We start from the raw sequence: 20,974 nt of genomic DNA, 5'->3' as shown, positions 1-20,974 counted from the left end.
CAGTGGCCCGCCTCTATCTGGGCCCGCAGTCGCTGAGACAGTCGAGCCACGACCCATCTACGCGTACGCCACGGTCGACCCCACGGTTCTGCCGACGGTCAACTGTGACGAGCGCGGCCCGCCCGCCGGTGCCGTCTCTGGACCTGATGCCGACACCGGCCACAGTGGTTCGCCCGGAACCTCCGTGCATGCTGACGCTGCACCCGCCCCCGGGCACACCACCTACGACCAGCGAGGGCTCCTCGTCCTGGTCACCAGCCCGGTCAAGGCGAGCGCAGGTCGAACTACGACGGCCGGCGATGTTCCGGCGATTGACGGGGCGTACTCATCGCTTCACCGGAGCCAAGTTGCCGCAAAGGGCGCAAGTGGCGCCGAATCTGCGTTGAGTGGCGCCCAACTCACACGACACATGAGTCAGGTTGAGAAGTACGGGGCTGGTGGTGTCAAGGAACTTGAGAGCGGTCGGATTCGCTACTACGGAGAAGCGATCCAGGCGGCGAAGCCAGGCGAAATGGTCGGCCGCCGTCTCGTGCGCGAATGGGATCCGACAAAGGACTTCACTCGGACTTGGCACGAAACCCTTGACGGTGCCGGGAACGTTCGCATCGTCAGGCCAGAAACCGGTGGGGCAAAGGTCCACTACTCGTTCGACGAGTTCGGTCAGTTCGGAGGTGCATGGTGAACTCCAGACCCGAGCCCACGCGCGATGCACTCAGGCAACGCTTGCTCGACTTGCTGTCCCGCCGCATCACTCCCGAGGAAGCTGCCGATTGGGCGGCAGCATGGGTGCGTGACGCGTCACCGGATGTCAAGGACCAACTGGTCTGGGATGCCCTCAAGAAGCTGTCGGGGGCGGACCTGAGGGTCAGCCCCGACGAGTATCTGCATTCCGAGCCCGATTTCCACGCGTGGCTTGACGAGCTCGAGGAAGGGGAGGGGGCATGCGAAGCCGACGAAATCGAGTAGCCGCACGGCTACAGCGGACATCGATCCTTGTGACGGTGAGCGCGGCTGCTGCTGCCGGATATCTCCTACTCTTCGACGCCAGTTCGAACTGGTTCGACTGGCTCATGGGATGCGGGCTGCTCGCCCTGGCGGTCTACGGCCTGCGGAGTGTCTCTCAGCCACTCAACGAGAAGTTCGTTCCTCCTTGGCGGCCGCGCAACTTCTGGGACGTCGTTGCGCCCTTCGCTTTCCCCCTCTATCTAAGTTGGTGGGCCGAGGGGCGAGGTTCCCGGCTCGCATGGCTCGGCTCCGGACTGCTGGCGACTGCAGTCGCGATTCAGATAGCAATCTGGCGACAGGAGAGGTCCGAGGTGCACGACCCAAGCAAGGACCCGACGTCCCCTACCCCTAGCCGTGGCGATCGACGACAGAGCCGGGAAGGTTAGGCCCAAATCGCGTCAGTTCCGGATGTAGATGCCGAGGGACGTCACTTCGGCGGATTCGGCCCAGCGTGCCGACCCGGTGATGGACTGCGTCGGCGAAGGATTGATCCGGCGATCAAGGGAGTCGTCAGGATCGCAACGCAGCCCAGGGCGGCCGCCAGCCAACCGACTGCTGCCCACCCGGAGCTTTGAGTTGCCAGACCCAGGGCACAGACGACACCCCCCGCCGCAGCGACGTGAAGTCGCCAGAAGTCCCTGTACACGGGCTCAAAGGTATGCGAGATCGATCCTGCTTGCGGCATGATCGTGCGTTACGGCGAGTGCCGCTCGGCAGCAAGCAGAGCGCCGAATACACGATCGTCAATCGAAGCAGCGACGTACGCCACGCGCTCGACGGGCGCTGTCAGTTTGTAGCCCATAGCCCCTGCGACCGTATCCACATCGAGCCAGGAGCCGGTCCCCGCGCGTGACATGTCATACCACCATTGGCCGCGATCCCGAGTGACGCGGATAAGGGTGCCGTCCCGCTCCCAGATGTCCTGACGATCGCCGAAACCTGCCGTGTCGCCACCCACCGACGAGACGTGTTCGAACTCATTGCGGCCGAGCCAGTTTCGCACCTCGTCGGCGTCTTCGCCTGCCAGCATGGACATGCCCTCATCCTTCCGTGGTGACGAGATCCGTGCAGGCACACCGACACGATCGGACAGCGGCATGATCGGCCTTTCGAGCGGTCAGTACGGGATGGAGCCAGACCGCTTTCCGATCCGCCACTCGCCCTCAGTCGTGCGGAGGACAAGGACTGGCCGGGTGCCAAGTAGTCCCTTCCTGCGCTCCACGTGACCGCGGCCGGATGAGTACTCCACTGCTGCCCGAGCGAGTTTCTCCAGAGCCTCACGCGTTTCGTCCTCATCGGTGCTCGTGAGGATGACGACGCAGCACCGAGGCTCGTCGAACCTAGCTTCTTGCCACTCCGGCGAGGTGAGCACGTGGCTGACGTGCCCATCCGCGCCCCGAAGCCGCGCATGAGCCGACCAACGATCCGCCGGTTCCACCCACTCGACCTGCGCGGCCCCTCCGACAACTTCGCTGACGACCTGCTCAAGCAGGTCGCGGTCGCTCTCCGAGGTCATGAGCCGAGCATGCCAGCCCCAAAGCGAGAGGTCGGCTCATCGGCAGAATCGCAACGCCCGACATTCGGCAGATCCGTGCTTTGGCGCTCCTGTGTCTAGCCGGTGTCAAGGCTCAGCTGACACAGGACTGTCAAGCATCAGGAGCGTCAAGACATGGTCTCGGTCAGTCTCGCTCTTGGGCCTCGTGCCAGCCACGGTGCAGTTCAACGAACTTGGCCATCAATGGGGTCATCGCGCCGCACGTACGACAGGCGTACCCGCTTTGAGTGCGCTCGAAGCCTGCTGGTGACGTGAGTCCGACGATCGGGTACTCCTCGCCTTCGCCGACGGGTTCTAGTGTCATCCTCGGGGGCACTGGTTCCTCCTAGGTGCGTGGGACTCAAGCTCCGCAAGGGGGCGGGGCGGGTTTGATCCGAGGATGCCACCTGGGTGCGACAAGCCGCCTGACACGCGGGTCGTGTCCCGGAGTTGTCCGGCGCGGCACAGGGTGCTGTCGTCGTGATGACGTAGCGTGCGAACTCCAGAGCGGATTGCAGCGAAGGACGGACAATGTGGCCCAAGACAGTCAGTGAACTGCTGCTCCTCTTGTTGTTCGTTGTTCCGGGGTTCGTCTATCAGGCGGTCCGAATCTCCGTGCGCGGTCGTCTCCCTCTCGACGTCGACCTCTCTACCCGTTTGGTGCGAGCGATCGTTTCCTCGGCGGTGTTCGGGCTGGTGTACCTAGTGGTTTTCGGTGACCTGCTCGTTCAGGCTGCTCGCGGTGAAGGGTTCGCGTTCCGGAACGTGCGGGTCGGCGCGGCGATGGCGCTCGGCTTGGGGATCGTGGTTCCGGCGCTGGGGGCCGTGGCGCGCGTTCCCCAGTGGCCCTGGGTGCAGAGGCTGGGTGGTCGCCTGCCACAGGTGACCAAGTACGACCCCACCCCTACGGGGTGGGATAAGGCGTTTCAGAACTCCAGCGAGTGCTTCATTCGGATCCTGACGAAGGACGGAACGTGGATCGCGGGGTACTACGGAGGTGCGTCATACGCGACCTCCTATCCAGAGGACCAGCAGTTGTTTCTGGAGAAGGCCCACGCTGTGTCGGACACAGGCGAGATTGGGGACGAGGTCGAAAACTCACTCGGGGTTCTGGTTCAGTGTTCGGAGATACAGTTGCTGCAGATCGTCGCCCCTGTCTACGGAGTGGAGGGTTCCACATGAGTCGTTGGTTGCCCCCAGCCGGTGGGGGCTACTCGGGTAAGAGTGTCAGTCGCAGTGCGACGTCGGGACAGTTCAAGCTGACCAAGACTGCCGCAAAGAAGGCTCCACGGTCTGGTGCCGTGCGGCAGCCACCGCATGGGTCTGCAGGGGTCAGTCGTGCCAAGTGAGCGTTCGGGCCGGCCGTCGCCTGGTCCCGCGGAACCGCCCGTCGAGGAGAAGCGCGGCCAGTTTGGCAATCGTGGGTGGAAGCCGCCAACGATCAAGCCGAATTCAGGTCAGGCCAGGCCCCCCGGTGGGAACGCGGGAACAGGCCAGTCGGGGGCGGGCAAGTAGCCAAGTTGTCCGGGGACGGGAACGGCGTGAGGCCCCCAGGCATGGTGCAGCTTCTGGCCGACCGGACCGGGGTGACCTCGCTCGCGCGCCACAACACCGCGCGGCGGTCCACCAACCGCCAAATTTTGATCAGCCGGGACGCATTGTTGCCAGCGCTTTATCATCGTGTCGCTTTGCCCTCACGAGCCCAATGCCGGTGGGATCTTGTCGCTCCTCCCAGTCCTCGCAGGTGGCCAGGACGGCCGACAGTTGCTCTGGCGAGCCGACGGCTAGAGCGGTCCAGTCGTCGAGCCCGAGGTGTTCCATGGGCTTGTAGGCACCGTCTGTTGCGAGCACGAGCCAAGGGGTTTCGAATCGCATGAGTCGAGATGTGAGTGCGTGGTCAGCAGCGTCCGGGTCTGCTTCGGCGATCCAGTAGCCGCCGTCCACATTGCGGTGTCGGACCTGCTCCGCTTGGAGATCGCGCAAGAGTGCTCGGTGTGTGTCGTCGTACCCGCGTCCTGCTGCTAGGCGGGTGCGGTAGGCCTTGCGTTGATCGGGGGCAATCTGAGCTAAGCGGTCGTCTCGCATGATGCGCTCGGGTGTTGCCACTTGGGAGTCACCAAGGACGAGAAGGTCGACGGCCTCGGGGGAGACCCGGGCCATGGCGACGGTGCTGCTGGGGGAGTGGCGGGGCTTTAGATCCAAGGCTTTGGCTGTGTGTGCGATGGCGGCACGAAGAAGATCCGGCAGTTCTCCTTCTGGGTCGGCGCGTAGACCTTGCAGCAGGTGCGAACCGAGGGTGTCGACGTAGGCGGTCACGGGCACCGCCACCGGGAGGAAGGCGGACGCCCCGTCCATCACGATGACGGCGTTGTCGGTGAGGAACACGCGGTCGTCGCTGTGTCGATGGTCCGGGAGTTGGGCCGTAACCGTCTGCATCGTGTGGGTCACCAGGTCTTCGGGCCTGCCAGTAGCTCCGTCGCGTCGATCTCCAAGCCGGTGTAGTTGGCACGGACGATGAGCGACAGCGACGTGTCGGCAGTGGTGAAAAGCTCGGCGACGTTGGCGGTCAGGTAGTGGAGAGCGCCTAGGGAGCCGATGGCGTGAAGGCCTGCAACGTGGACGATGACTCGCCCATCGATGACGTGGCGTGCGACGTAGGCAATGTCTGCGTCAAGGGGCTCTGGCTCGTCGCTGGGCGATCCGTGCCGGATGCCGGTTTCTCGGTCCTCGATCCACCATCGGCCACCGTGGTTCACGACGGCAAGGACGGGGTCGCGGTCCAGCAAGGTTGCGGCGATAGGAGCGGACTTCGGTCCACAGATGACCAGTGCATCCCCTTCGGGCAGTTCGCGCATATCGGGCTCGATCTGCATCGAGGTCGTTGCGAACCCGAGAGCGTGGAGCAGCTGCGTCGCCGACTCCCCGGCCTGAGCGTCCTCCGCCGCGATGAGGGGTCGTTCCCGATCTGTGGTCTGGTAGCGGTATGGAACGCCGATGGTGACCGGCCCCACGCCGAAGAAGGCTCGTTCCTGGGTCGGAGCAGACCCTCGGATCTGGGTGACACGGCCCTTGGTGATGCCCAGGGCGGCAGCAATCTCGGTGTAGCTCATCCCCGTCTCGTCGCGGGCCTGCTCTATGGCGGCGCGACGCAAACGGGCCAGTTCCGTCGAGCGCTGCTGGTACAGGGTGAGCAGTTCCGTTGCGCGTCGGCCACGCCGGAGAGCGTCCGGCTCCGCCCGCACACTCGCGAACTCCTCTGAATCTGACACGCCGCCGAGTTTAGACCTCTTGACTACTCTCCCAGAGTGCCCTACCTTGCTGTTTAGCCCCCTAAATTAGTCCGAGGTTCAACTCTGAGCTACTGGTTTAGATGGGTAAACGATGGAGGCAAGTCATGGCGATGCAGAAGCGGTTTGGCGTCAAGCACGGGGACGTGTTCCCTCAGGGCGCGTTCATCAAGGGGTCGGTTGAGCAGGTCATCGACTTCGACAAGTCGAGCAAGGACAACCGGGTGCAGGCGGTCGACCTCAACGCGCGCGGGGAGGGCACGGGCTTGCCGCTGTGGCAGGTGATGGTTCTGGACGCTGACGAGGAAGCAGGCAAGAAGGACACGGCCCTGTCGATCAAGATCGCCGCGAAGCACCAGCCGGTGCCCCCGGAGAACAAGACCCAGTTTCCGTGGACCCCGGTGGAGTTCACCGGTCTCACGGCGTTGCCGTACATCGAGGAGTCCGCGACGGGTCGCTCCCGGATCGTGTGGTCGTTCCGCGCTGAGGGCATGGTCGCTCCCGGTGCGTCGGCTGCTCCCGTGAAGGGTGCGGCCTGATGACGGCCGTGAATCTGGATCGGGTCGCTGTTGCTCTGGGCGTCGACAGTGATGACGGGATCGTGGACTCGCTGACGGCCTCGCTGTCCCGGCTCCATGAGTGCCACGACCTGCTTGTGGGTCAGATCAACCGACTGGGTGACGGTGTCCCTGCCGCAGCTGACGCGCTGTTGGTCGGGCGCGATTGCCTGATCGACGCGGTCAACGCTGTCATCGCGGTGCGGACCTCGGCTGAGGATCACGTCCGGGGTGAGCAGTGATGACCCCGGGAGGTCGCGTGCTGCGCTGGTTCACGGACACGGCACGTGAGGTGTGGTGGGTGGCTCGCTGCCTCCCACACCTGGTGACAGTGGCCCTGCTGGCCGTCGTCGTGCTGGTCCTGCTGGGTCGGTTCGTCACCGGCTCCGGAGTCGGGTTGGCGTTGGTTGGCCTGCTGGGCTGGCCGTCGTGGGGTTCGCAGTCCTGGCATCGCGTGGCCGACCGGCGCGTGTCGCTGAACCAGCGTCGGCACTGGCCGACCACGGCGGCGTCGGTCGGGTTGTCGGTCACCCGTCCCGGAGAGGCGGACAGTCGCACGATCCCGCGCCTGCTGCGCGGCACCCGCACCCGTGACGGTGTCTCGGTGCTGCGGATGCGGTATGCCGCCGGGCAGACCATCGACACCGTCGAACGCGCCGCCCCCGCGCTGGCGTCCCTCCTGGGTGGGCACTCGGTGCGGGTCGCTGATGACGGCCCCACCCGCGCCGTCGTGACTCTCGCCCTGCGGGATGTCCTCGACCGGGTCACGAACACCCCGACACCGCGCGACGGTGCCACCGGAACACACCCCGCCTCGGGTGTCGAACTGGGCCGGGTGATGAGCGGTCAGCCGTGGACCGTGGATGCCCGGGTGCACACGCTCGTGGCCGGGGCGACCGGGTCCGGCAAAGCGTCGGTCATGTGGTCCCTCATCGCCGCCCTGGCACCTGCGGTTCGAGCCGGGACGGTGCGCCTGGTCGGGATCGACCTCAAAGCAGGGATGGAACTGCTCCACGCCCGCGCCCTGTTCTCGTCCCTGGCCACCACCCCTGAGGAAGCGGTGGTGGTGCTGGAACGCGAAGCCGAGGCCATGGCGATCCGGGCGGCTGTCATGGCCGGGAACATCCGCTCTCACAACCCGTCCTCGACCGACCCGCACGTCATCGTGGTCATCGACGAGTTGGCCGCGATCACCCGCTACATCACCGATCGGGACCTGTCGCGCCGCGCAGACACGGCACTGCGCCTGCTCCTGACCCAAGGCCGCGCACCCGGGTTCACGGTGTGGGGGTGGGTGCAGGACCCGCGCAAGGACACCGTCCCGATGCGCAGCTTGTTCCCGCAGAAGATCGGTTTGCGCCTCGTGGACGTCTTCGAGACGGAGATGATCCTTGGCGAGGGCACGGCCAAGGTCGCCCCGTGTCACCGCATACGCGACACCCACCCGGGCACCGGGTACGCCATCACCGAAGACGGGCACGCCGCCAAGGTTCGGGCGCACTACGCCACCGACGACCTGATCCACGGCGTGAACGCGTCCTACCCGAGCCCGCACCAGCTCGAGGTTCCCAACCTCGCCCCGGAACCCTCGCTGGCCCCCTCGCTGGGTGACTACACCCGCCGGGAAGCCCGGACGGAATCGGCGCCGCCTCACCCGGCAAGGAGTGAGCACCCTTCGGAGCCTGCGGAGGTCACCCCTGCTCGACCTCGGGCACCGCGTAAGCCTCGCCCACCGCGCGCGCCTCGGACCCGACCCGCATCGACAGCTTCCGTTGACGGGAGTGAGGTCGCATGAGGGTGAAATTGTGGTCATCGCGTTCCCGGTGGTCCAAGGTCGGCGCTGGGTGGGAGCAGGCCTCACCGGTGTCCGTGACCAGAGCCCATGGACACGGCCCGTGGCAGGCCCTTGGAGCCTGTACCACCCGAACAGATCTGCCTTGGACAGCAGACCCCGAGGACATCGACCCTTGGGAATTTGAGGTGATGCGGTCTCTGTGTGGGAGTTGTCCTGTCCGCAACCAGTGCGCGGAGTTTGCCGATCAATCCGATGTGTGCGCGGGATGGTGGGCTGGTACCAACCGTGATCCCGCCTACGTCGGCCCGGCTGTGCCGGTGTGGCTTCCCGGTGGTGACGCTGCATGAAGGCTTCGGCCAACGGCACGCTGTCCCTGGGCTCGGGGTCCTTCCCCGGGTTCGGGGAGAACGCCCCGCTGGACCTTCCCAACCTCACCGATGCTGGTGCCGCCGCCCTGGTGCGCCGCTTCCGTGACCGAACCATGACCGCGTTCACCGATTCCGCTGCCTCGGTGCACTACTGCACCAAGCCGATCCAGTTGGCCGGATCCTCGCAGACCGTCGACGCCATGACGGGTGAGGTGCTGTCGTCGTACTCCTCGACCTCGGCACCGCTCGGCGTCACGTTTGTGCCGTGCGGGAACCGTCGCGCGTCCGCGTGCCCGTCCTGCTCCCGCACGTACGCCCGGGACACGTTTGAGCTCCTGCGCGCCGGTGCTGTCGGTGGCAAGACCGTGCCCGCCTCGGTGGCCGACAACCCGATGCTGTTCGTGACCCTGACCGCACCCTCGTTCGGGCACGTGCACCGCACCGCCAAGCCGGGGCGGCCCGTCACCCGGTGTCGCCCCCGGGACAAAGCCCAGGTCTGTCAGCACGGACGCCCCGCCGGGTGCATGACCACCCACGGCGAAGGCGATCCCCTTGCAGGACAGCCGATCTGCCACGAGTGCTACGACTACGAGGGGCACGTCGTCTGGCAGTGGTGGGCACCGGAGTTGTGGCGACGGTTCACCATCGACCTGCGCCGCCGCATCGCCCGCGCGCTCGGCGTCAAAGAATCGCGTCTCAAGGATCACGCCACGATCCAGTACGCCAAAGTGGCCGAACCACAGACACGTGGGGCGATGCACTTTCACGGCCTCGTGCGCCTCGACGGACCCACAACCAAGGACGGGTTCAGCGCTTCCCCGCAGTTCCTTCCGGTGACTCTGCTGGCGTCGTTGATCGAGGACGCCGCTGCCGGAGCCCACTACGACGCCCCTCCCGCTCAGTCGGGGTCACAACCGCGGCTATTGCGCTTCGGGCGGCAACTCGACGTGCGGGTGGTCCGAGCCGCTCACCGTCCCGATGACGACACGTCCGCGTTGGCCTCAGAGCATGTCGAGCGGGTGGCCGGCTATTTGGCGAAGTACGCCACCAAAGCCGTGTCCGACACCACCGGAGAGGGCCGCAGCAACGCCCACTACGTCCGTATCCGGGAGATCTGCCGAGGACTGTCGATGGATGCCGAACGTCGTGCAGCTGCACACCGTGAAGCCGGGGACTTCGCCTACGAAGACCCCTACGCCCTGATCGGGAAGTGGGCACACATGCTCGGGTTCCGGGGCCACTTCTCGACCAAGTCCCGCCGCTACTCCGTCACCCTCGGCAGGCTCCGCCGTGCTCGTCGACGCTGGCAAGCGATCACCGCCGAAGCCGCCCGCACCGGGCAGCCCGTCGACACCGCCGACCTCGAACGCCGACTCATGGACGACGACGAAGAGGAAACCACCCTCGTCATCGGCAGCTGGTCCTACGTCGGCACCGGCTGGGAGAACACCGGAGACGCCGCCCTCGCAGACGCCGCCGCCGCCCGCGCCCGCGAATACGCCCAATGGAAGGCCGAACAGAAGCACCATCAAAACCACTGAGAGAGAGGGAGATTCACGATGAACGACAAACTTTTGTACCGAGTGACCGAGGTTGCCGAGTACCTGAGTCTGAGCCGGTCGAAGGTCTATGTCCTGATCCAGTCCGGGGCTCTTCGCTCGGTGCGGATCGACGGCTCGCGCCGTGTCCGTGGCGAGGACGTGGAGGCATTCGTAGCCGACCTGATGACGGACGCCGCCTGATGGCACAGGTCCGCGACGGAGTGGTGAAGCGCGGAAAGTCATGGTCCTACGTCATCCGCGTGACGAACCCTGACACCGGGTTGAGCAAACCCAAGTGGGTCAGCGGCTTTCAGACCGAAGCAGCGGCCAAGGCGGCGCGGGATGAAGCACGAGTGGCCGCCCGTCGTGGCGAATTCGTCAATCGCTCCACCGTCACCGTCTCGTCGTACCTGTCCGACTGGCTCGACGGCCACGCGCTGGAGGTCAGGCCCAGGACTCTTTCGGGCTATCGCGAGATCTTGGACCGCTATGTCGTCCCCCGTATTGGGCGCATGCGGCTGCAGGCTGTCCAACCGGCCACGTTGACGCGTCTCTATCTGCAGCTTCTTGAAGGTGGTGGGAAGAATGGCCGCCCACTCTCCCGACGTACGGTGGATTACGTACACGCGACGCTGCGCAAGGCCCTCGGTGACGCGGTCCTCATCGGCGGCCTCATCCCCAGCAACCCAGCCGAACGCGCCAAGCGACCTCGCCGGGTCACGCGCCAGATCGGGGATGTGTGGGACGCCGAGCAACTGCGAACGTTCCTCGAGCACATGGCCGACCACCAGTGGTTCGCCCTCTACCGTCTTGCCGCCTACACCGGAGCCCGGCGCGGTGAACTCCTGGCACTGCGCTGGGCCGACGTCGATTGGAACGCGCCCTCCATTCGAATACGGGCCTCCGCGGGCATGGTCGGGAAGCAGCGAGTGGAGGGAACGACCAAGAGTGGGCGCGAACGCACCGTGAGCATCGACCCGGGCACGGTCGCAGCCCTTCAGAGACACCGCAACCGCCAGATGCAGGCTCAAACAATGGCGGGTGCGTCGTGGGTGGGGGAGGGCCACCTTTTCGTCAACGGCTTCGGGAAGCCGATCTGCCCATCTGCACCGAGTCAACGCCTCAGCCTTGCAGTGGCGGCGTTCAATGAAGGGCACGACGACAAGGCCGACAGTGTCACCCTGCCCCGGAGTCGCTTCCACGATCTGCGGCACGTCCACGCGACTCTGCTCTTGAGAGCCGGGGTGCCTGTCCACGTAGTTGCCGCGCGCCTCGGTCACGCTGACCCGGCAATCACGTTGCGGGTCTACGCGCACGTGATCAAGGAACATGCTGCTGAGGTCGCGGGCACGTTCGCCGCCCTGCTCGAACCGCCCGAGGAAGCCGATCCCGAGGGCGAGGATGAGTCGGCGTGTTAGCAAACGTGTTAGCAAATGCGGTTGCGACACGACGCGCGGGCGACCGCGCTCCTGGGCGATTCACCGCATCTGCGCAGGTCAGGGCGCATGTCACGGGTGAGAGCTGGCGAAGAGACTCGAACTCTCAACCACCTGTTTACAAGACAGGTGCGCTACCGATTGCGCCACGCCAGCGCGCGTCGGCGAGCAGTGCGCCCCCGACGGCACCTGAACTTTACCCGCCTGCCGCTCCGCTGCGACGCCAGCGCCTGTCGCTGAACCGGGTCGCTCGCGGACGGGGGCGGCCGGCATACCCCGTCCGTCATTAGGATCGAGCGGTGACGCGACCCCTCCGACGGCAGATCCACGACATCGGCCGTCGTCGCGCGTGGGTCATCTGGGCCGTCGCGCTGTCGGTCTACGTCGTCGCCGTCTTCCACCGCACCTCGCTCGGGGTCGCGGGCATCGTCGCGGCCGAGCGCTTCGACATCACCGCCTCGCAGCTCGCGACGTTCACGGTGGTCCAGCTCGTCGTGTATGCCGGCATGCAGATTCCCGTGGGAGTCCTCCTGGACCGCTTCGGCTCGCGGCGCCTGCTGCTCGTCGGGCTCGCGCTCATCTCGGTCGGGCAGCTGTGGTTCGCGTTCGCGGGCAGCTTCGGGGTGGGGCTCGCCGCGCGGGTGCTCCTCGGCATGGGCGACGCGATGATCTTCACGAGCATGCTGCGCCTCGTCGCGCTGTGGTTCCGGGTCAAGCAGGCCCCGGTCATCACCCAGCTCAGCGGCATGGTGGGCCAGCTCGGCGCCGTCGCCGCCGCAACGCCCTTGGCTGCCGCGCTCTCGAACTACGGGTGGGAGCGGTCGTTCGGGATCTCCGCCGGCGCCGGCGCCCTGCTCTCGGTCGCCCTGTTCCTCGTCGTCAAGGACTCGCCCTACACGGGCATGGCGGTCGAGAAGATCAAGGTGCGCGCCCTCGCCCGCACGCTCGGCGAGGTGTGGGGCAACCCGGGCACCCGCCTCGGCATGTGGATCCACTTCACCGGACAGTTCGGCGCCACGGTCTTCACGATGCTGTGGGGCTACCCGTTCCTCGTGCAGGGCCAGGGGCTCAGCCCGACGACGGCGGGCACCCTGCTCATCACGCTCACCCTGGCGTCGATGGTCGCCGGTCCGGTGGTCGGCCATCTCACCGGCCGCCTGCCCTATCGGCGCTCGCAGATCGTGCTGACGATCGTCACCGCCATCGCGACCACGTGGGCCCTCGTCCTGCTCTGGCCGGGTCGGGCGCCGCTGACGCTGCTCGTCCTGCTCGTCTGCGTCACCGGCTGTGGCGGTCCGGGGTCGATGGTCGGCTTCGACCTCGCCCGCAGCTTCCACCCCTCGGACCGGCTCGGGCGCGCGTCGGGCGTCATCAACATCGGAGGCTTCTTCGCCTCGCTCGTGACGATGGCGCTCGTCGGCATCATCCTCGACCAGCGCGCGCCGGAGGGGCCGACCAGCTACACGCTCACCGACTTCAAGGTCGCCATGTCGGTGCAGTTCCTCCTGTGGGCCCTCGGCGCGTTCCAGATCTGGCGCTACCGCTACAAGGGGCTCGAGTTCATCGACGACCACCCCGGCGCCCTGGACGCGCTGCGTGCGGGCCACACCCTCCTGCCCGGCATCTCGCGCGACCCCGACTGATCTGCGCGCGTTTGCCCTCACGACGCGTGTCGGTCACCGGCCGGGCCGGTTCGCCCACCTATAAAGAGGTGACCGGGCCGTGTATGAGACGGCCCGGTCTGACGTTCCCGGGGGTATGCGTCGCGGTGCCGCGGTCGAGGTAGCAGGACACGCCGACGAGGCCCGACTGGCGCCGGCGTTTTGTCCTCCTTCGACAGCCCGACCGGCCGCCGCCCGATCCGCGCGAGTCAGCGCAGGACGTGCCGGCTGATGACGAGCCGCTGGATCTGGTTGGTCCCCTCGAAGATCTGGGTCACCTTGGCCTCGCGGAACATCCGCTCGACAGGGAAGTCGGCGGTGTAGCCGGCCCCACCGAGCACCTGGATCGCGTCCGTCGTCACCTTCATCGCGGCGTCGGTGGCGAGCAGCTTGGCGACGGCTGCCTCCTTCGAGAAGGGGCGTCCCGCGTCCTTGAGGCGTGCGGCATACAGGTAGGCCGCCCGCGCGCCGGAGACGGCAGCCTCCATGTCGGCGATCATGAACGCGAGGCCCTGGTTCGAGGCGATCGCGCGCCCGAACTGCTGCCGCTCCTTCGCGTAGCCGGCGGCGACGTCGAGAGCCGACTGTGCGAGTCCCGTTGCCGCAGAGGCGATTCCGAGTCGTCCCGCATCGAGCGCCGACAGGGCGATGGCCATGCCCTGCCCCTCGTCACCGATCCGGTTGGCCTCCTCGACCGGCACGCCGTCGAAGATCACCTCGCGCACCGTGTCGCAGTGCAGGCCCATCTTCTTCTCCGGCGCCCCGAACGTCATGGCGTCCGACCCGGCCGGGACAACGAAGCACGAGATGCCGCGACCGCCGTCGTCGGAGGTCCGAGCGAACGTCGTGTAGTAGTCGGCGTGCCCGGCATGGCTGATCCAGGCCTTGCGGCCCTTGATCGCGTATGCCGTCCCGTCACCGGAGTCGGACCGTCTGGCGCGCGTCGTCATCGAGCCGACGTCGGAGCCGGCCAGCGGCTCGGAGAGGCAGTAGGCGCCGAGCTGGTCGCCCGAGAGCATGCCGGGCAGGAGCGCCGCCTGCTGCTCGGACGTGCCGAAGGTCGTCACGGGGTAGGCGGTGAGCGAGTGCACCGACACCCCGACGGCCACGCTCATCCACGCCGACGCGATCTCCTCGACGACCTGGAGGTAGACCTCGTAGGGCTGGCCGCCGCCCCCGTGCTCCTCGGGGTGGGGGAGGGACAGCAGCCCGGCGTGCCCGAGCGTGCGGAACACCTCGGTCGGGAACGACTCACCCTCGGCGGCGGCGCGCTCGGCGTCGTCGACGCGCGGGCGCAGCTCCTTGTCGCAGATCTCGCGGGTGAGGTCGATGAGGTCCTGGCCCTCCTCGGAGGGCATGAGGCGGTTGACCGGCATACCCGCGACTGTAACGCCAGCCACAGAGGGACCGGACGGGCCTCAGGGACCGTCGACGAACGGGCGCATCGGTGAGAGCTCGGGGCGCTTGGGGTCGACGTGGTCGCCGCTCGACTGGCCCTTCATCCGCCGCTGCACCCACGGTGCCAGGTGCTGGCGTGCCCACGCCGCGTGCGCGCGCAGCTCCTGCCTCTTCGTCGATGCGTCGCCGGCCGGAAGCGGTGTGCGCCAGTCCTCCTCGTCGGTCGCGTGGCCGAGTGCCGTGAGCGCGGCCAGCGCGACCCTCCGGTGTCCCTCGGTGGTGAGGTGGATCCTGTCGTCGGCCCACAGTCGCCAGTCGCGCAGCGCCGGCATGCCCCAGAGGTTGAGGACGTAGCAGCCGTGTCGCTGGGCGAGGGTGAAGATGTTGGCGGCGTGCACGGCATGGCGACCACGCAGCGGCTTGAGCAGTCCGGCCTCCTGCGGATCGACCGGGGTCGCAAGTAGGACGTCGGAACCGCTCTGCCGCAACCGGATCACGGCCTTCTCGAGTGTCTCCATGATCCGGTTGGTGTCGATGTTCGGCCGTAGCAGGTCGTTGCCGCCCCCGACCAGCGACACGAGGTCGGGGGACATCTCCAGCGCGCGGTCGAGTTGCGGCCCGACGACATCGGCGAGCAGCCGACCCCGGACGGCGAGGTTGGCGTAGCGGAACGGTACGTGCTCGACCTGCGCGAGGTCGCTCAGCGACTCGGCGAGGCGGTCGGCCCAGCCGATCCAGGCATCGCCGTTCTCGGGGTCCGGGTCGGAGAGCCCCTCGGTGAACGAGTCGCCGATCGCGACGTAGGTGCTCCAGACGCGGCCTGGTGTCGAGGGGGGAAGGTTCATGGCAGCCTCCAGTCGATCGGTGCGGCACCCTGCTGCTCGAGGAGGGCGTTGACCCTGCTGAACGGTCGCGACCCGAAGAACCCCGAGTGGGCCGACAGGGGTGAGGGGTGTGGGCTCTCGACACACGGTATGCCGTCGAGCCGGCTCCGCAGCGAGCGCGCATCCCTGCCCCAGAGGAGGGCGACGAGCGGTCCGCCGCGGGCGACGAGCGCGTCGATGGCGCAGTCGGTGACCTCTTCCCAGCCCTTGCCGCGGTGGCTCGCCGGGGTGCCGGGGCGCACGGTGAGCACGCGGTTGAGGAGGAGGACGCCGTGCTCGGCCCACGGCGTGAGGTCCCCGGTGGTCGGGGCCGGGAGCCCGAGGTCGCTTTGCAGCTCGGTGTAGATGTTGACGAGGCTGCGGGGGAGGGGCCGCACGTCCGGCGCGACGGCGAAGCTCAGCCCGATCGCGTGCCCCGGCGTGGGGTAGGGGTCCTGACCGACGACGAGCACCCGCACGTCGTCCAGGGGCTGCTCGAACGCCCGCAGGACGTGGGCGCCGCCGGGCAGGTAGCCGCGGTCGGCCGCGACCTCGGCCCGCAGGAACTCGCCCATCGCGGTGATCGCGGGCTCGACCGGGGCGAGCGCGCGGGCCCACGACGGGTGGACGAGCTCGGCGAGGGGGCGGGTGGGCATGTGCCCCAAGATAGGGCTTGACAATGTACAACCGGATGGTTGTACATTGTTCGCATGACCACCACCGAGGAGCAGGAGGACCGGGCAGACGCCCTCTTCCACGCTCTCGCCGACAGGACGCGGCGCGACATCCTGCGTCGCGTCCTGGCCGGTGAGCACTCGGTGTCGACGCTGGCTCGCGGCTACGACATGAGCTTCGCCGCCGTGCAGAAGCACGTCGCGGTGCTCGAGCGGGCCGGGCTCGTCAGCAAGCGCCGCGCCGGCCGCGAGGCCCTCGCCAGCGGCGAGGTCGAGGCACTGCGCTCCGTCGCGTCGATGCTCACCGAGCTCGAGGCCGTGTGGCGCGGCCGGATCAGCCGGATCGACGACCTGCTCGCCGAGATCGACACCGCCACCACCCAGGAAGATCCCACCCAGGAGAAGGAGTAGCTCCATGCCCGTCACCGACATCACGACCAACAGCGACGAGCGCTCGATCGTCGTCACGTGCGACTTCGCCGCCCCCGTCGACCGGATCTGGCACTTCTGGACCGACGCTCGTCAGCTCGAGCGCTGGTTCGGCCCGCCGATGTACCCGCTCACGGTCACCAAGCACGACCTGCGCCCGGGCGGCCGGGTGAACTACTACATGACCTCGCCCGAGGGTGAGAGGTTCGGCGGCTACTGGGACGTCCGCGCGGTCGAGCCCACGAGCCGGTTGGCCTACGTCGACGGCTTCGCCGACGCCGAGGGCAACGCCTCCGAGGGGATGCCGCTCGGCGACACCGTCGTCGAGTTCACCGAGCACGACGGCGGCACCCGGGTGTCGTCCACCACGGTCTACGGCTCGGCCGAGGACCTCCAGAAGGTCATCGACATGGGCATGGCGGAGGGCCTGACGCAGGCGGTGGGCCAGCTCGACGAGGCCCTCGTCGCCGACGCCGCCTGACACCCTCGAGCCCGACGAGACTGCGCGCGGGAGATGATGGCGCGCGTGACCCGACCGCACTGGCAGACGATCTTCTTCGACCTCGACGGGACCCTGGCCAACACCATCCCGCTCATCGTCGCGAGCTACCAGCACGCGTTCCGCGAGGTGCGCGGCGAGGAGATCGACGAGGTGCGGGCCCGCGCCTGGATCGGTCGTCCCCTGCTGGCGGCCCTGCTCGAGGAGGACCCCGAGCGCGGTCACGACCTCGACCGGACCTACCGCGAGTGGAACCTCGCCAACACCGCACGCCTCATCGAGAGGTATGCCGGGGTGCCGGAGATGCTCGAGGCCCTCACCTCCGCCGGTGCCGACCTCCACGTCGTCACGAGCAAGCGACGCGACACCGCACGGCTGGCGCTCGACGGCGTGGGCATCGACCACCTCATCGACGTCGTGGGTGCCCTCGAGGACACCACGAGGCACAAGCCGCACCCGGAGCCGCTGCTGGCGGCGTCGAAGGCGGTCGGCGTGGACCCGACCTCCGCGGTCTACGTCGGCGACGCGACCGTCGACATCCTCGCGGCCCGGGCGGCCGGCATGCCCGGCGTCGCCGTGACGTGGGGCGCCGGCGAGCGCCACGCCTTGGAGGCAACCCGCCCGGAGACGATCGTCGACACGGTCGAGGAGCTCACGGCATACCTCCTCGGCGAGACGCCCGTGACTCGTGAGGCGCGTGAGCAGACCTCCGGGAGAGGTGTCCAGCGGACACGCCGACCCTAATGACAGCCGTGTCATTCGCCCGATAGGGTGACAGTCGCAGCCGTCGCACCAGAAGGGTCGAATCCGTGAACGCCGTCCACGAAGAGCACTCCGCAGCGCCCGAGGTCGAGGGGCTCTCCGATCGTGACCGCCGGATCATCGACTTCGAGCGCCAGTGGTGGAAGTACGCCGGCTCCAAGGAGTCGGCGATCAAGGAGCTCTTCGACATGAGCCCGACGCGCTACTACCAGGTGCTCAACGCGCTCATCGACAGCCCGGTCGCCCTCGAGCACGACCCGATGCTCGTCAAGCGCCTCCGCCGCCAGCGGGCGACCCGCCAGCGCGCCCGTTCGGCCCGTCGCCTCGGGCTGCAGCCGCAGGGCTGAGTCCCGCGTCGCCACGGCCTCGCGCCGTGACGACTTCTCGCCATTTTCGGCGATATGCCTCCCCCCGAGGTCGCGGATGCGCTCTGATGTCGCTCGGGCAACGGTGCCCTTCGGTCAGGGGGACCACGTGTCGCAGTCGTCCGCACAGCAGCACCACGGCACGCTCTCGCGACGCGCCCTGATCGGGGGTGCGGGCGTCCTGTCGGCGGGGATCGCCCAGAGCCTCGGCGCCGGCTCGGCTGCCGCCGGGACGCCTCGAGCGGCCATGTACAGGCACTCGCCGCACTGGGCGGCCGAGTGGATCCAGACCTGCTTCGACGTCACCTGGCGCGAAGGTCCGTCACCGACGCAGGCCGCTCGCTGCTACAACTACGTGGCGCTCGCGATGTACGAGGCGTGCGTCGGCGCCATGCCGCTGCACCGCAGCGTGGGTGGCCAGCTGACCGGTCTCGCCCCGCTGCCCCACGGTCCCGGCGAGATTGACGGGGTCGTCGCTCTCGCGCACTCGGCGCACACCGTGGCCCAGGCCGTGCACGCCTCTGCGACGCCGGCCAACCGCGACACCCTCACCGCTCTGCGTGACCGGCAGGTGGCGGCGCGGGCCGCTGCCGGTGTCGCCCCGGGGATCATCTCGGGCTCGGCGAAGCACGGACGTGCCGTCGGCAACGCCCTCGTCGCGTGGATCGCCTCCGATGGCTGGGCGGGAATCCAGGGGCGGAGCTACGCGCCCGTCCCCGGGGAGGCGAACTGGGAGCCGACCCACCCGAACTTCCGACCCGCCGTCGAGCCCTACTGGTCCGAGATCCGGCCGATGGTGCTCCGGTCGGCGGACGAGGTGCGTCCGGTGGACCACGTGCCGTTCTCGACCGAGCACGGCTCGGCGTTCTGGAACGAGGCGATGACGGTCTACACGACGAGCGGGCACGCCGGCTCCAACCTCACCGACGACCAGCGCGCCCTCGCGCGGTTCTGGACCGACAACCCGCTGCTGTCCGGGTTGCCCTCCGGCCACTGGATGCTCGTCGTGAGCCAGGTGGCGGTGCAGCGTCGGCTGTCCCTGGGGCAGGCGCTCGAGGCCTATGCCCGGCTCGGCATCACCCTGCACGACGCGTTCCTCGACTGCTGGACGTGGAAGTACCGCTTCAACCTCCTTCGACCCAGCACCTACGTGCGTCGTCACATCGACCCCACCTGGGTCACCTTCGTCAACAGCCCGCAGTTCCCGGAGTACACCTCCGGCCACTCCGTCGCCTCGCGCGCCGCGTCGACGGTCCTCACCGACCTGCTCGGCAGCTTCGCCTACGTCGACGACAGCCACCGGGACCGCAACCTGCCGGCCCGCAGCTTCACGTCGTTCCACGACGCGGCGAACGAGGCGGCCCGGTCACGGCTCTACGGCGGCATCCACTACGTCATGGCGATCGAGAACGGCAAGGTCCAGGGCGACGCCGTCGGCGACCTCGTCCTGGCGCGACTTCACACCCGTCGATGAGGCGCGGCTGTCTCCCGACTCACGTCCTCCTCCACCCCCAACACACCCTCCGCCGCCAACGGGCCGGCCGGAGCACCTCCCACCGCATCCCGGTGGGCTCTCGAAGGGAAGCAGCAATGAAGCGCATCACCTCAGGACTGGCGGCGGCCGTCTGCGCCGTCGTGCCCCTCGTCGCGGTCGCGGCACCCGCAGAGGCCGGCACCCGCTGGCAGCAGCGGTCGACCGGATCCTTCGCCCAGACCGACTGGGTCGAGATGGGCACCCTGCCCGGTGGCGTCCCGGGCAACGTCCACGTCGGCTTCCTGCGCGCGGAGGGTGACAAGAACGTCATGGCCTTCGGTCAGGTCCTCGACTGGACCTGCCCCGAGGGCGAGATGCCGCCGGCCGGGGGCGGTGGCCACGGTGAGGAGCCGCCCGCCGAGACGAACTGCACCCTCGACGCCGAGCGCTTCATGTTCGGTGACGGCCTGTCGCTGGCCGTGGATCGCAAGCTGTCCACCGCCCGCCTCACGGGAACCCTGACGGTCGAGAACCACGGCGGCGAGGGCACCCCGGCCAGCCCGCCGGTCGACATCACGTGGACGGGCGTCGGCGGCACGGCGAGCTCGACCGTGCAGGACACCTTCACCGACCCGAACGGCACGCGCTACTACACCAAGCGCACCGAGACGTCGCGGGAGGGCACGGTGTCCGGCCGCATCGGCGCGATGGGCTTCGACGACGACGCCGACGACGTCTCCTCGGGCTACTTCGGGACCTTCCGGGTCATGGATCGCGGCACCACTCCCTGACCGGCCGGGGCCGGGCTGCCCGGTGACATTGGGGCAGGATGGGCGGATGAGCCCCGAATGGAGCACGCCCGAAGGCCTGAACGACATCAAGGACGCCCTGGCTGCTGCCATCCCCGGATGGCAGCAGCCAGTCGCGTATGCCGTGGGGCTGAGTCCCGCCTCCAGCTCGGTCGAGTGGGGCTTCGCCCACGTCAACACCCCCGGCGGCCGGCACGGCCTGCCGGCAGTGGTGCTCGCCACGATCCTCGGGCACGACGGGTCCACCGCCACCCTCGACCTCACGACCGCCCAGCTCGCCGCCGCCGTCGAGTCGCTCGAACCGGCCGAGGCCTGCACGACCCTCGACCACCCCAACCTCGCCGCCTGGCGTGAGGCGCTGGCCGAGGCGGCGTCGAACCCGGCCCGCACCCTCGTCGCCGTCTTCGTCGCCGACCTCGACGACCCGGTGTCCTCCGAGGCCGACGGCTCGATGCGCGCGACGTTCGAGGGGCACGCGCCGACCCTCTGACACCTGTGAGTGACGTGTCAGCGAAGT

General features: G+C 68.1%; 25 protein-coding genes and 1 tRNA gene. 18 read left to right on the top strand and 8 right to left on the bottom strand.

The window, feature by feature from the left end; all coding sequences use genetic code 11:
- Nucleotides 1-409: 409 nt before the first annotated feature.
- A complete protein-coding gene (locus tag LL946_RS04005) occupies nt 410-682 on the top strand; it encodes a hypothetical protein (RefSeq protein ID WP_404385022.1) in 273 nt (90 codons plus the stop codon).
- Complete coding sequence (locus LL946_RS04000) at nt 676-966, top strand: hypothetical protein (protein WP_404385020.1); 291 nt, start codon at nt 676-678, stop codon at nt 964-966. The genes LL946_RS04005 and LL946_RS04000 overlap by 7 nt, the downstream gene beginning before the upstream one ends.
- Before the next feature lie 733 nt (nt 967-1,699).
- Here LL946_RS04000 and LL946_RS03995 read toward each other — a convergent pair.
- Nucleotides 1,700-2,041, bottom strand: a complete 342-nt coding sequence (locus tag LL946_RS03995; RefSeq protein WP_404385018.1) for a hypothetical protein — start codon at nt 2,039-2,041, stop codon at nt 1,700-1,702.
- 81 nt (nt 2,042-2,122) lie between these two features.
- The gene (locus LL946_RS03990) at nt 2,123-2,521 is read right to left on the bottom strand and encodes a hypothetical protein (protein ID WP_404385016.1); all 399 of its coding nucleotides are present in this window, start codon (nt 2,519-2,521) and stop codon (nt 2,123-2,125) included.
- Nucleotides 2,522-3,070: 549 nt separating this feature from the next.
- On the opposite strand from LL946_RS03990, the gene LL946_RS03985 reads away from it, so the two are divergent.
- Nucleotides 3,071-3,721, top strand: a complete 651-nt coding sequence (locus LL946_RS03985) for a DUF6338 family protein (protein WP_404385014.1) — start codon at nt 3,071-3,073, stop codon at nt 3,719-3,721.
- Between the two features lie 462 nt (nt 3,722-4,183).
- Here the strand turns inward: LL946_RS03985 and LL946_RS03980 are convergent, their stop codons facing one another.
- Both LL946_RS03980 and LL946_RS03975 read right to left on the bottom strand, forming a co-directional pair.
- A complete protein-coding gene (locus tag LL946_RS03980) occupies nt 4,184-4,987 on the bottom strand; it encodes a hypothetical protein (RefSeq protein WP_404385012.1) in 804 nt (267 codons plus the stop codon).
- Complete coding sequence (locus tag LL946_RS03975; RefSeq protein WP_404385010.1) at nt 4,984-5,808, bottom strand: helix-turn-helix domain-containing protein; 825 nt, start codon at nt 5,806-5,808, stop codon at nt 4,984-4,986. Before LL946_RS03975 ends, LL946_RS03980 begins: the two co-directional genes overlap by 4 nt.
- 125 nt (nt 5,809-5,933) lie before the next feature.
- On the opposite strand from LL946_RS03975, the gene LL946_RS03970 reads away from it, so the two are divergent.
- The 7 genes from LL946_RS03970 to LL946_RS03940 are packed head-to-tail and all read left to right on the top strand — an operon-like array spanning nt 5,934 to nt 11,505.
- Entirely contained in the window at nt 5,934-6,365 is a 432-nt protein-coding gene (locus LL946_RS03970; RefSeq protein ID WP_404385008.1) for a plasmid replication, integration and excision activator, read from the top strand.
- Nucleotides 6,365-6,625: a hypothetical protein gene (locus tag LL946_RS03965; RefSeq protein WP_404385006.1), complete on the top strand. Its 261-nt coding sequence runs from the start codon at nt 6,365-6,367 to the stop codon at nt 6,623-6,625. The genes LL946_RS03970 and LL946_RS03965 overlap by 1 nt, the downstream gene beginning before the upstream one ends.
- Nucleotides 6,626-6,642: 17 nt before the next feature.
- Nucleotides 6,643-8,178 carry an FtsK/SpoIIIE domain-containing protein gene (locus LL946_RS03960; RefSeq protein WP_404385004.1) on the top strand — a complete coding sequence of 512 codons (1,536 nt, stop codon included), beginning with the start codon at nt 6,643-6,645 and terminating at the stop codon, nt 8,176-8,178.
- A complete protein-coding gene (locus LL946_RS03955; RefSeq protein ID WP_404385002.1) occupies nt 8,175-8,525 on the top strand; it encodes a WhiB family transcriptional regulator in 351 nt (116 codons plus the stop codon). Before LL946_RS03960 ends, LL946_RS03955 begins: the two co-directional genes overlap by 4 nt.
- Nucleotides 8,522-10,087 carry a replication initiator gene (locus LL946_RS03950; RefSeq protein ID WP_404385000.1) on the top strand — a complete coding sequence of 522 codons (1,566 nt, stop codon included), beginning with the start codon at nt 8,522-8,524 and terminating at the stop codon, nt 10,085-10,087. The genes LL946_RS03955 and LL946_RS03950 overlap by 4 nt, the downstream gene beginning before the upstream one ends.
- Before the next feature lie 18 nt (nt 10,088-10,105).
- Complete coding sequence (locus LL946_RS03945; protein ID WP_404384998.1) at nt 10,106-10,288, top strand: helix-turn-helix domain-containing protein; 183 nt, start codon at nt 10,106-10,108, stop codon at nt 10,286-10,288.
- Nucleotides 10,288-11,505, top strand: coding sequence for a tyrosine-type recombinase/integrase (locus LL946_RS03940; protein ID WP_404384996.1), 1,218 nt, complete (start codon nt 10,288-10,290; stop codon nt 11,503-11,505). The genes LL946_RS03945 and LL946_RS03940 overlap by 1 nt, the downstream gene beginning before the upstream one ends.
- Nucleotides 11,506-11,606: 101 nt before the next feature.
- Here the strand turns inward: LL946_RS03940 and LL946_RS03935 are convergent.
- Nucleotides 11,607-11,679 (bottom strand) — tRNA-Thr (locus LL946_RS03935).
- 143 nt (nt 11,680-11,822) lie between these two features.
- Between LL946_RS03935 and LL946_RS03930 the strand changes: the two genes are divergently transcribed.
- Nucleotides 11,823-13,166, top strand: coding sequence for a nitrate/nitrite transporter (locus tag LL946_RS03930; RefSeq protein ID WP_404384994.1), 1,344 nt, complete (start codon nt 11,823-11,825; stop codon nt 13,164-13,166).
- Between the two features lie 227 nt (nt 13,167-13,393).
- Here the strand turns inward: LL946_RS03930 and LL946_RS03925 are convergent, their stop codons facing one another.
- From LL946_RS03925 to LL946_RS03915, 3 genes are read right to left on the bottom strand one after another with little or no spacing between them, the layout of a single operon-like run.
- Entirely contained in the window at nt 13,394-14,560 is a 1,167-nt protein-coding gene (locus LL946_RS03925) for an acyl-CoA dehydrogenase family protein (protein ID WP_404384992.1), read from the bottom strand.
- Between the two features lie 42 nt (nt 14,561-14,602).
- On the bottom strand, nt 14,603-15,427 hold the full coding sequence (locus LL946_RS03920) for an SGNH/GDSL hydrolase family protein (RefSeq protein WP_404384990.1): 825 nt from the start codon (nt 15,425-15,427) through the stop codon (nt 14,603-14,605).
- A complete protein-coding gene (locus LL946_RS03915) occupies nt 15,424-16,101 on the bottom strand; it encodes a uracil-DNA glycosylase (RefSeq protein ID WP_404384988.1) in 678 nt (225 codons plus the stop codon). Before LL946_RS03915 ends, LL946_RS03920 begins: the two co-directional genes overlap by 4 nt.
- A gap of 54 nt (nt 16,102-16,155) precedes the next feature.
- Between LL946_RS03915 and LL946_RS03910 the strand changes: the two genes are divergently transcribed.
- The 7 genes from LL946_RS03910 (at nt 16,156) to LL946_RS03880 (ending at nt 20,947) form a co-directional block, all read left to right on the top strand.
- Complete coding sequence (locus LL946_RS03910) at nt 16,156-16,530, top strand: ArsR/SmtB family transcription factor (protein ID WP_404384986.1); 375 nt, start codon at nt 16,156-16,158, stop codon at nt 16,528-16,530.
- 4 nt (nt 16,531-16,534) lie between these two features.
- Nucleotides 16,535-17,029: an SRPBCC domain-containing protein gene (locus tag LL946_RS03905; RefSeq protein WP_404384984.1), complete on the top strand. Its 495-nt coding sequence runs from the start codon at nt 16,535-16,537 to the stop codon at nt 17,027-17,029.
- Nucleotides 17,030-17,074: 45 nt separating this feature from the next.
- Nucleotides 17,075-17,791, top strand: a complete 717-nt coding sequence (locus LL946_RS03900) for an HAD family hydrolase (RefSeq protein WP_404384982.1) — start codon at nt 17,075-17,077, stop codon at nt 17,789-17,791.
- Nucleotides 17,792-17,856: 65 nt separating this feature from the next.
- Nucleotides 17,857-18,156 (top strand): DUF3263 domain-containing protein, encoded by a 300-nt coding sequence (locus LL946_RS03895; protein WP_404384980.1) that lies wholly within the window; start codon nt 17,857-17,859, stop codon nt 18,154-18,156.
- 127 nt (nt 18,157-18,283) lie between these two features.
- Nucleotides 18,284-19,648, top strand: a complete 1,365-nt coding sequence (locus tag LL946_RS03890; protein ID WP_404384978.1) for a vanadium-dependent haloperoxidase — start codon at nt 18,284-18,286, stop codon at nt 19,646-19,648.
- A gap of 116 nt (nt 19,649-19,764) precedes the next feature.
- Nucleotides 19,765-20,439 (top strand): hypothetical protein, encoded by a 675-nt coding sequence (locus LL946_RS03885; protein ID WP_404384976.1) that lies wholly within the window; start codon nt 19,765-19,767, stop codon nt 20,437-20,439.
- 46 nt (nt 20,440-20,485) lie between these two features.
- Nucleotides 20,486-20,947 carry a hypothetical protein gene (locus tag LL946_RS03880; protein WP_404384974.1) on the top strand — a complete coding sequence of 154 codons (462 nt, stop codon included), beginning with the start codon at nt 20,486-20,488 and terminating at the stop codon, nt 20,945-20,947.
- The last annotated feature ends 27 nt before the right edge of the window (nt 20,948-20,974 follow it).

Source organism: Knoellia locipacati (assembly GCF_044791685.1).
In the GTDB taxonomy this organism is placed as follows: domain Bacteria; phylum Actinomycetota; class Actinomycetes; order Actinomycetales; family Dermatophilaceae; genus Knoellia; species Knoellia locipacati_A.
The sequence above is the reverse complement of the archived record's forward strand: the minus strand, read 5'-3'. Positions and strand labels throughout refer to the sequence as shown.

Coding starts and splice junctions, on each gene's coding strand:
- LL946_RS04005 (WP_404385022.1), top strand. CDS start 410: ATGAGTCAGGTTGAGAAGTACGGGGCTGGTGGTGTCAAGGAACTTGAG.
- LL946_RS04000 (WP_404385020.1), top strand. CDS start 676: ATGGTGAACTCCAGACCCGAGCCCACGCGCGATGCACTCAGGCAACGC.
- LL946_RS03995 (WP_404385018.1), bottom strand. CDS start 2,041: ATGTCCATGCTGGCAGGCGAAGACGCCGACGAGGTGCGAAACTGGCTC.
- LL946_RS03990 (WP_404385016.1), bottom strand. CDS start 2,521: ATGACCTCGGAGAGCGACCGCGACCTGCTTGAGCAGGTCGTCAGCGAA.
- LL946_RS03985 (WP_404385014.1), top strand. CDS start 3,071: ATGTGGCCCAAGACAGTCAGTGAACTGCTGCTCCTCTTGTTGTTCGTT.
- LL946_RS03970 (WP_404385008.1), top strand. CDS start 5,934: ATGGCGATGCAGAAGCGGTTTGGCGTCAAGCACGGGGACGTGTTCCCT.
- LL946_RS03965 (WP_404385006.1), top strand. CDS start 6,365: ATGACGGCCGTGAATCTGGATCGGGTCGCTGTTGCTCTGGGCGTCGAC.
- LL946_RS03955 (WP_404385002.1), top strand. CDS start 8,175: ATGAGGGTGAAATTGTGGTCATCGCGTTCCCGGTGGTCCAAGGTCGGC.
- LL946_RS03950 (WP_404385000.1), top strand. CDS start 8,522: ATGAAGGCTTCGGCCAACGGCACGCTGTCCCTGGGCTCGGGGTCCTTC.
- LL946_RS03945 (WP_404384998.1), top strand. CDS start 10,106: ATGAACGACAAACTTTTGTACCGAGTGACCGAGGTTGCCGAGTACCTG.
- LL946_RS03940 (WP_404384996.1), top strand. CDS start 10,288: ATGGCACAGGTCCGCGACGGAGTGGTGAAGCGCGGAAAGTCATGGTCC.
- LL946_RS03925 (WP_404384992.1), bottom strand. CDS start 14,560: ATGCCGGTCAACCGCCTCATGCCCTCCGAGGAGGGCCAGGACCTCATC.
- LL946_RS03920 (WP_404384990.1), bottom strand. CDS start 15,427: ATGAACCTTCCCCCCTCGACACCAGGCCGCGTCTGGAGCACCTACGTC.
- LL946_RS03915 (WP_404384988.1), bottom strand. CDS start 16,101: ATGCCCACCCGCCCCCTCGCCGAGCTCGTCCACCCGTCGTGGGCCCGC.
- LL946_RS03910 (WP_404384986.1), top strand. CDS start 16,156: ATGACCACCACCGAGGAGCAGGAGGACCGGGCAGACGCCCTCTTCCAC.
- LL946_RS03905 (WP_404384984.1), top strand. CDS start 16,535: ATGCCCGTCACCGACATCACGACCAACAGCGACGAGCGCTCGATCGTC.
- LL946_RS03885 (WP_404384976.1), top strand. CDS start 19,765: ATGAAGCGCATCACCTCAGGACTGGCGGCGGCCGTCTGCGCCGTCGTG.
- LL946_RS03880 (WP_404384974.1), top strand. CDS start 20,486: ATGAGCCCCGAATGGAGCACGCCCGAAGGCCTGAACGACATCAAGGAC.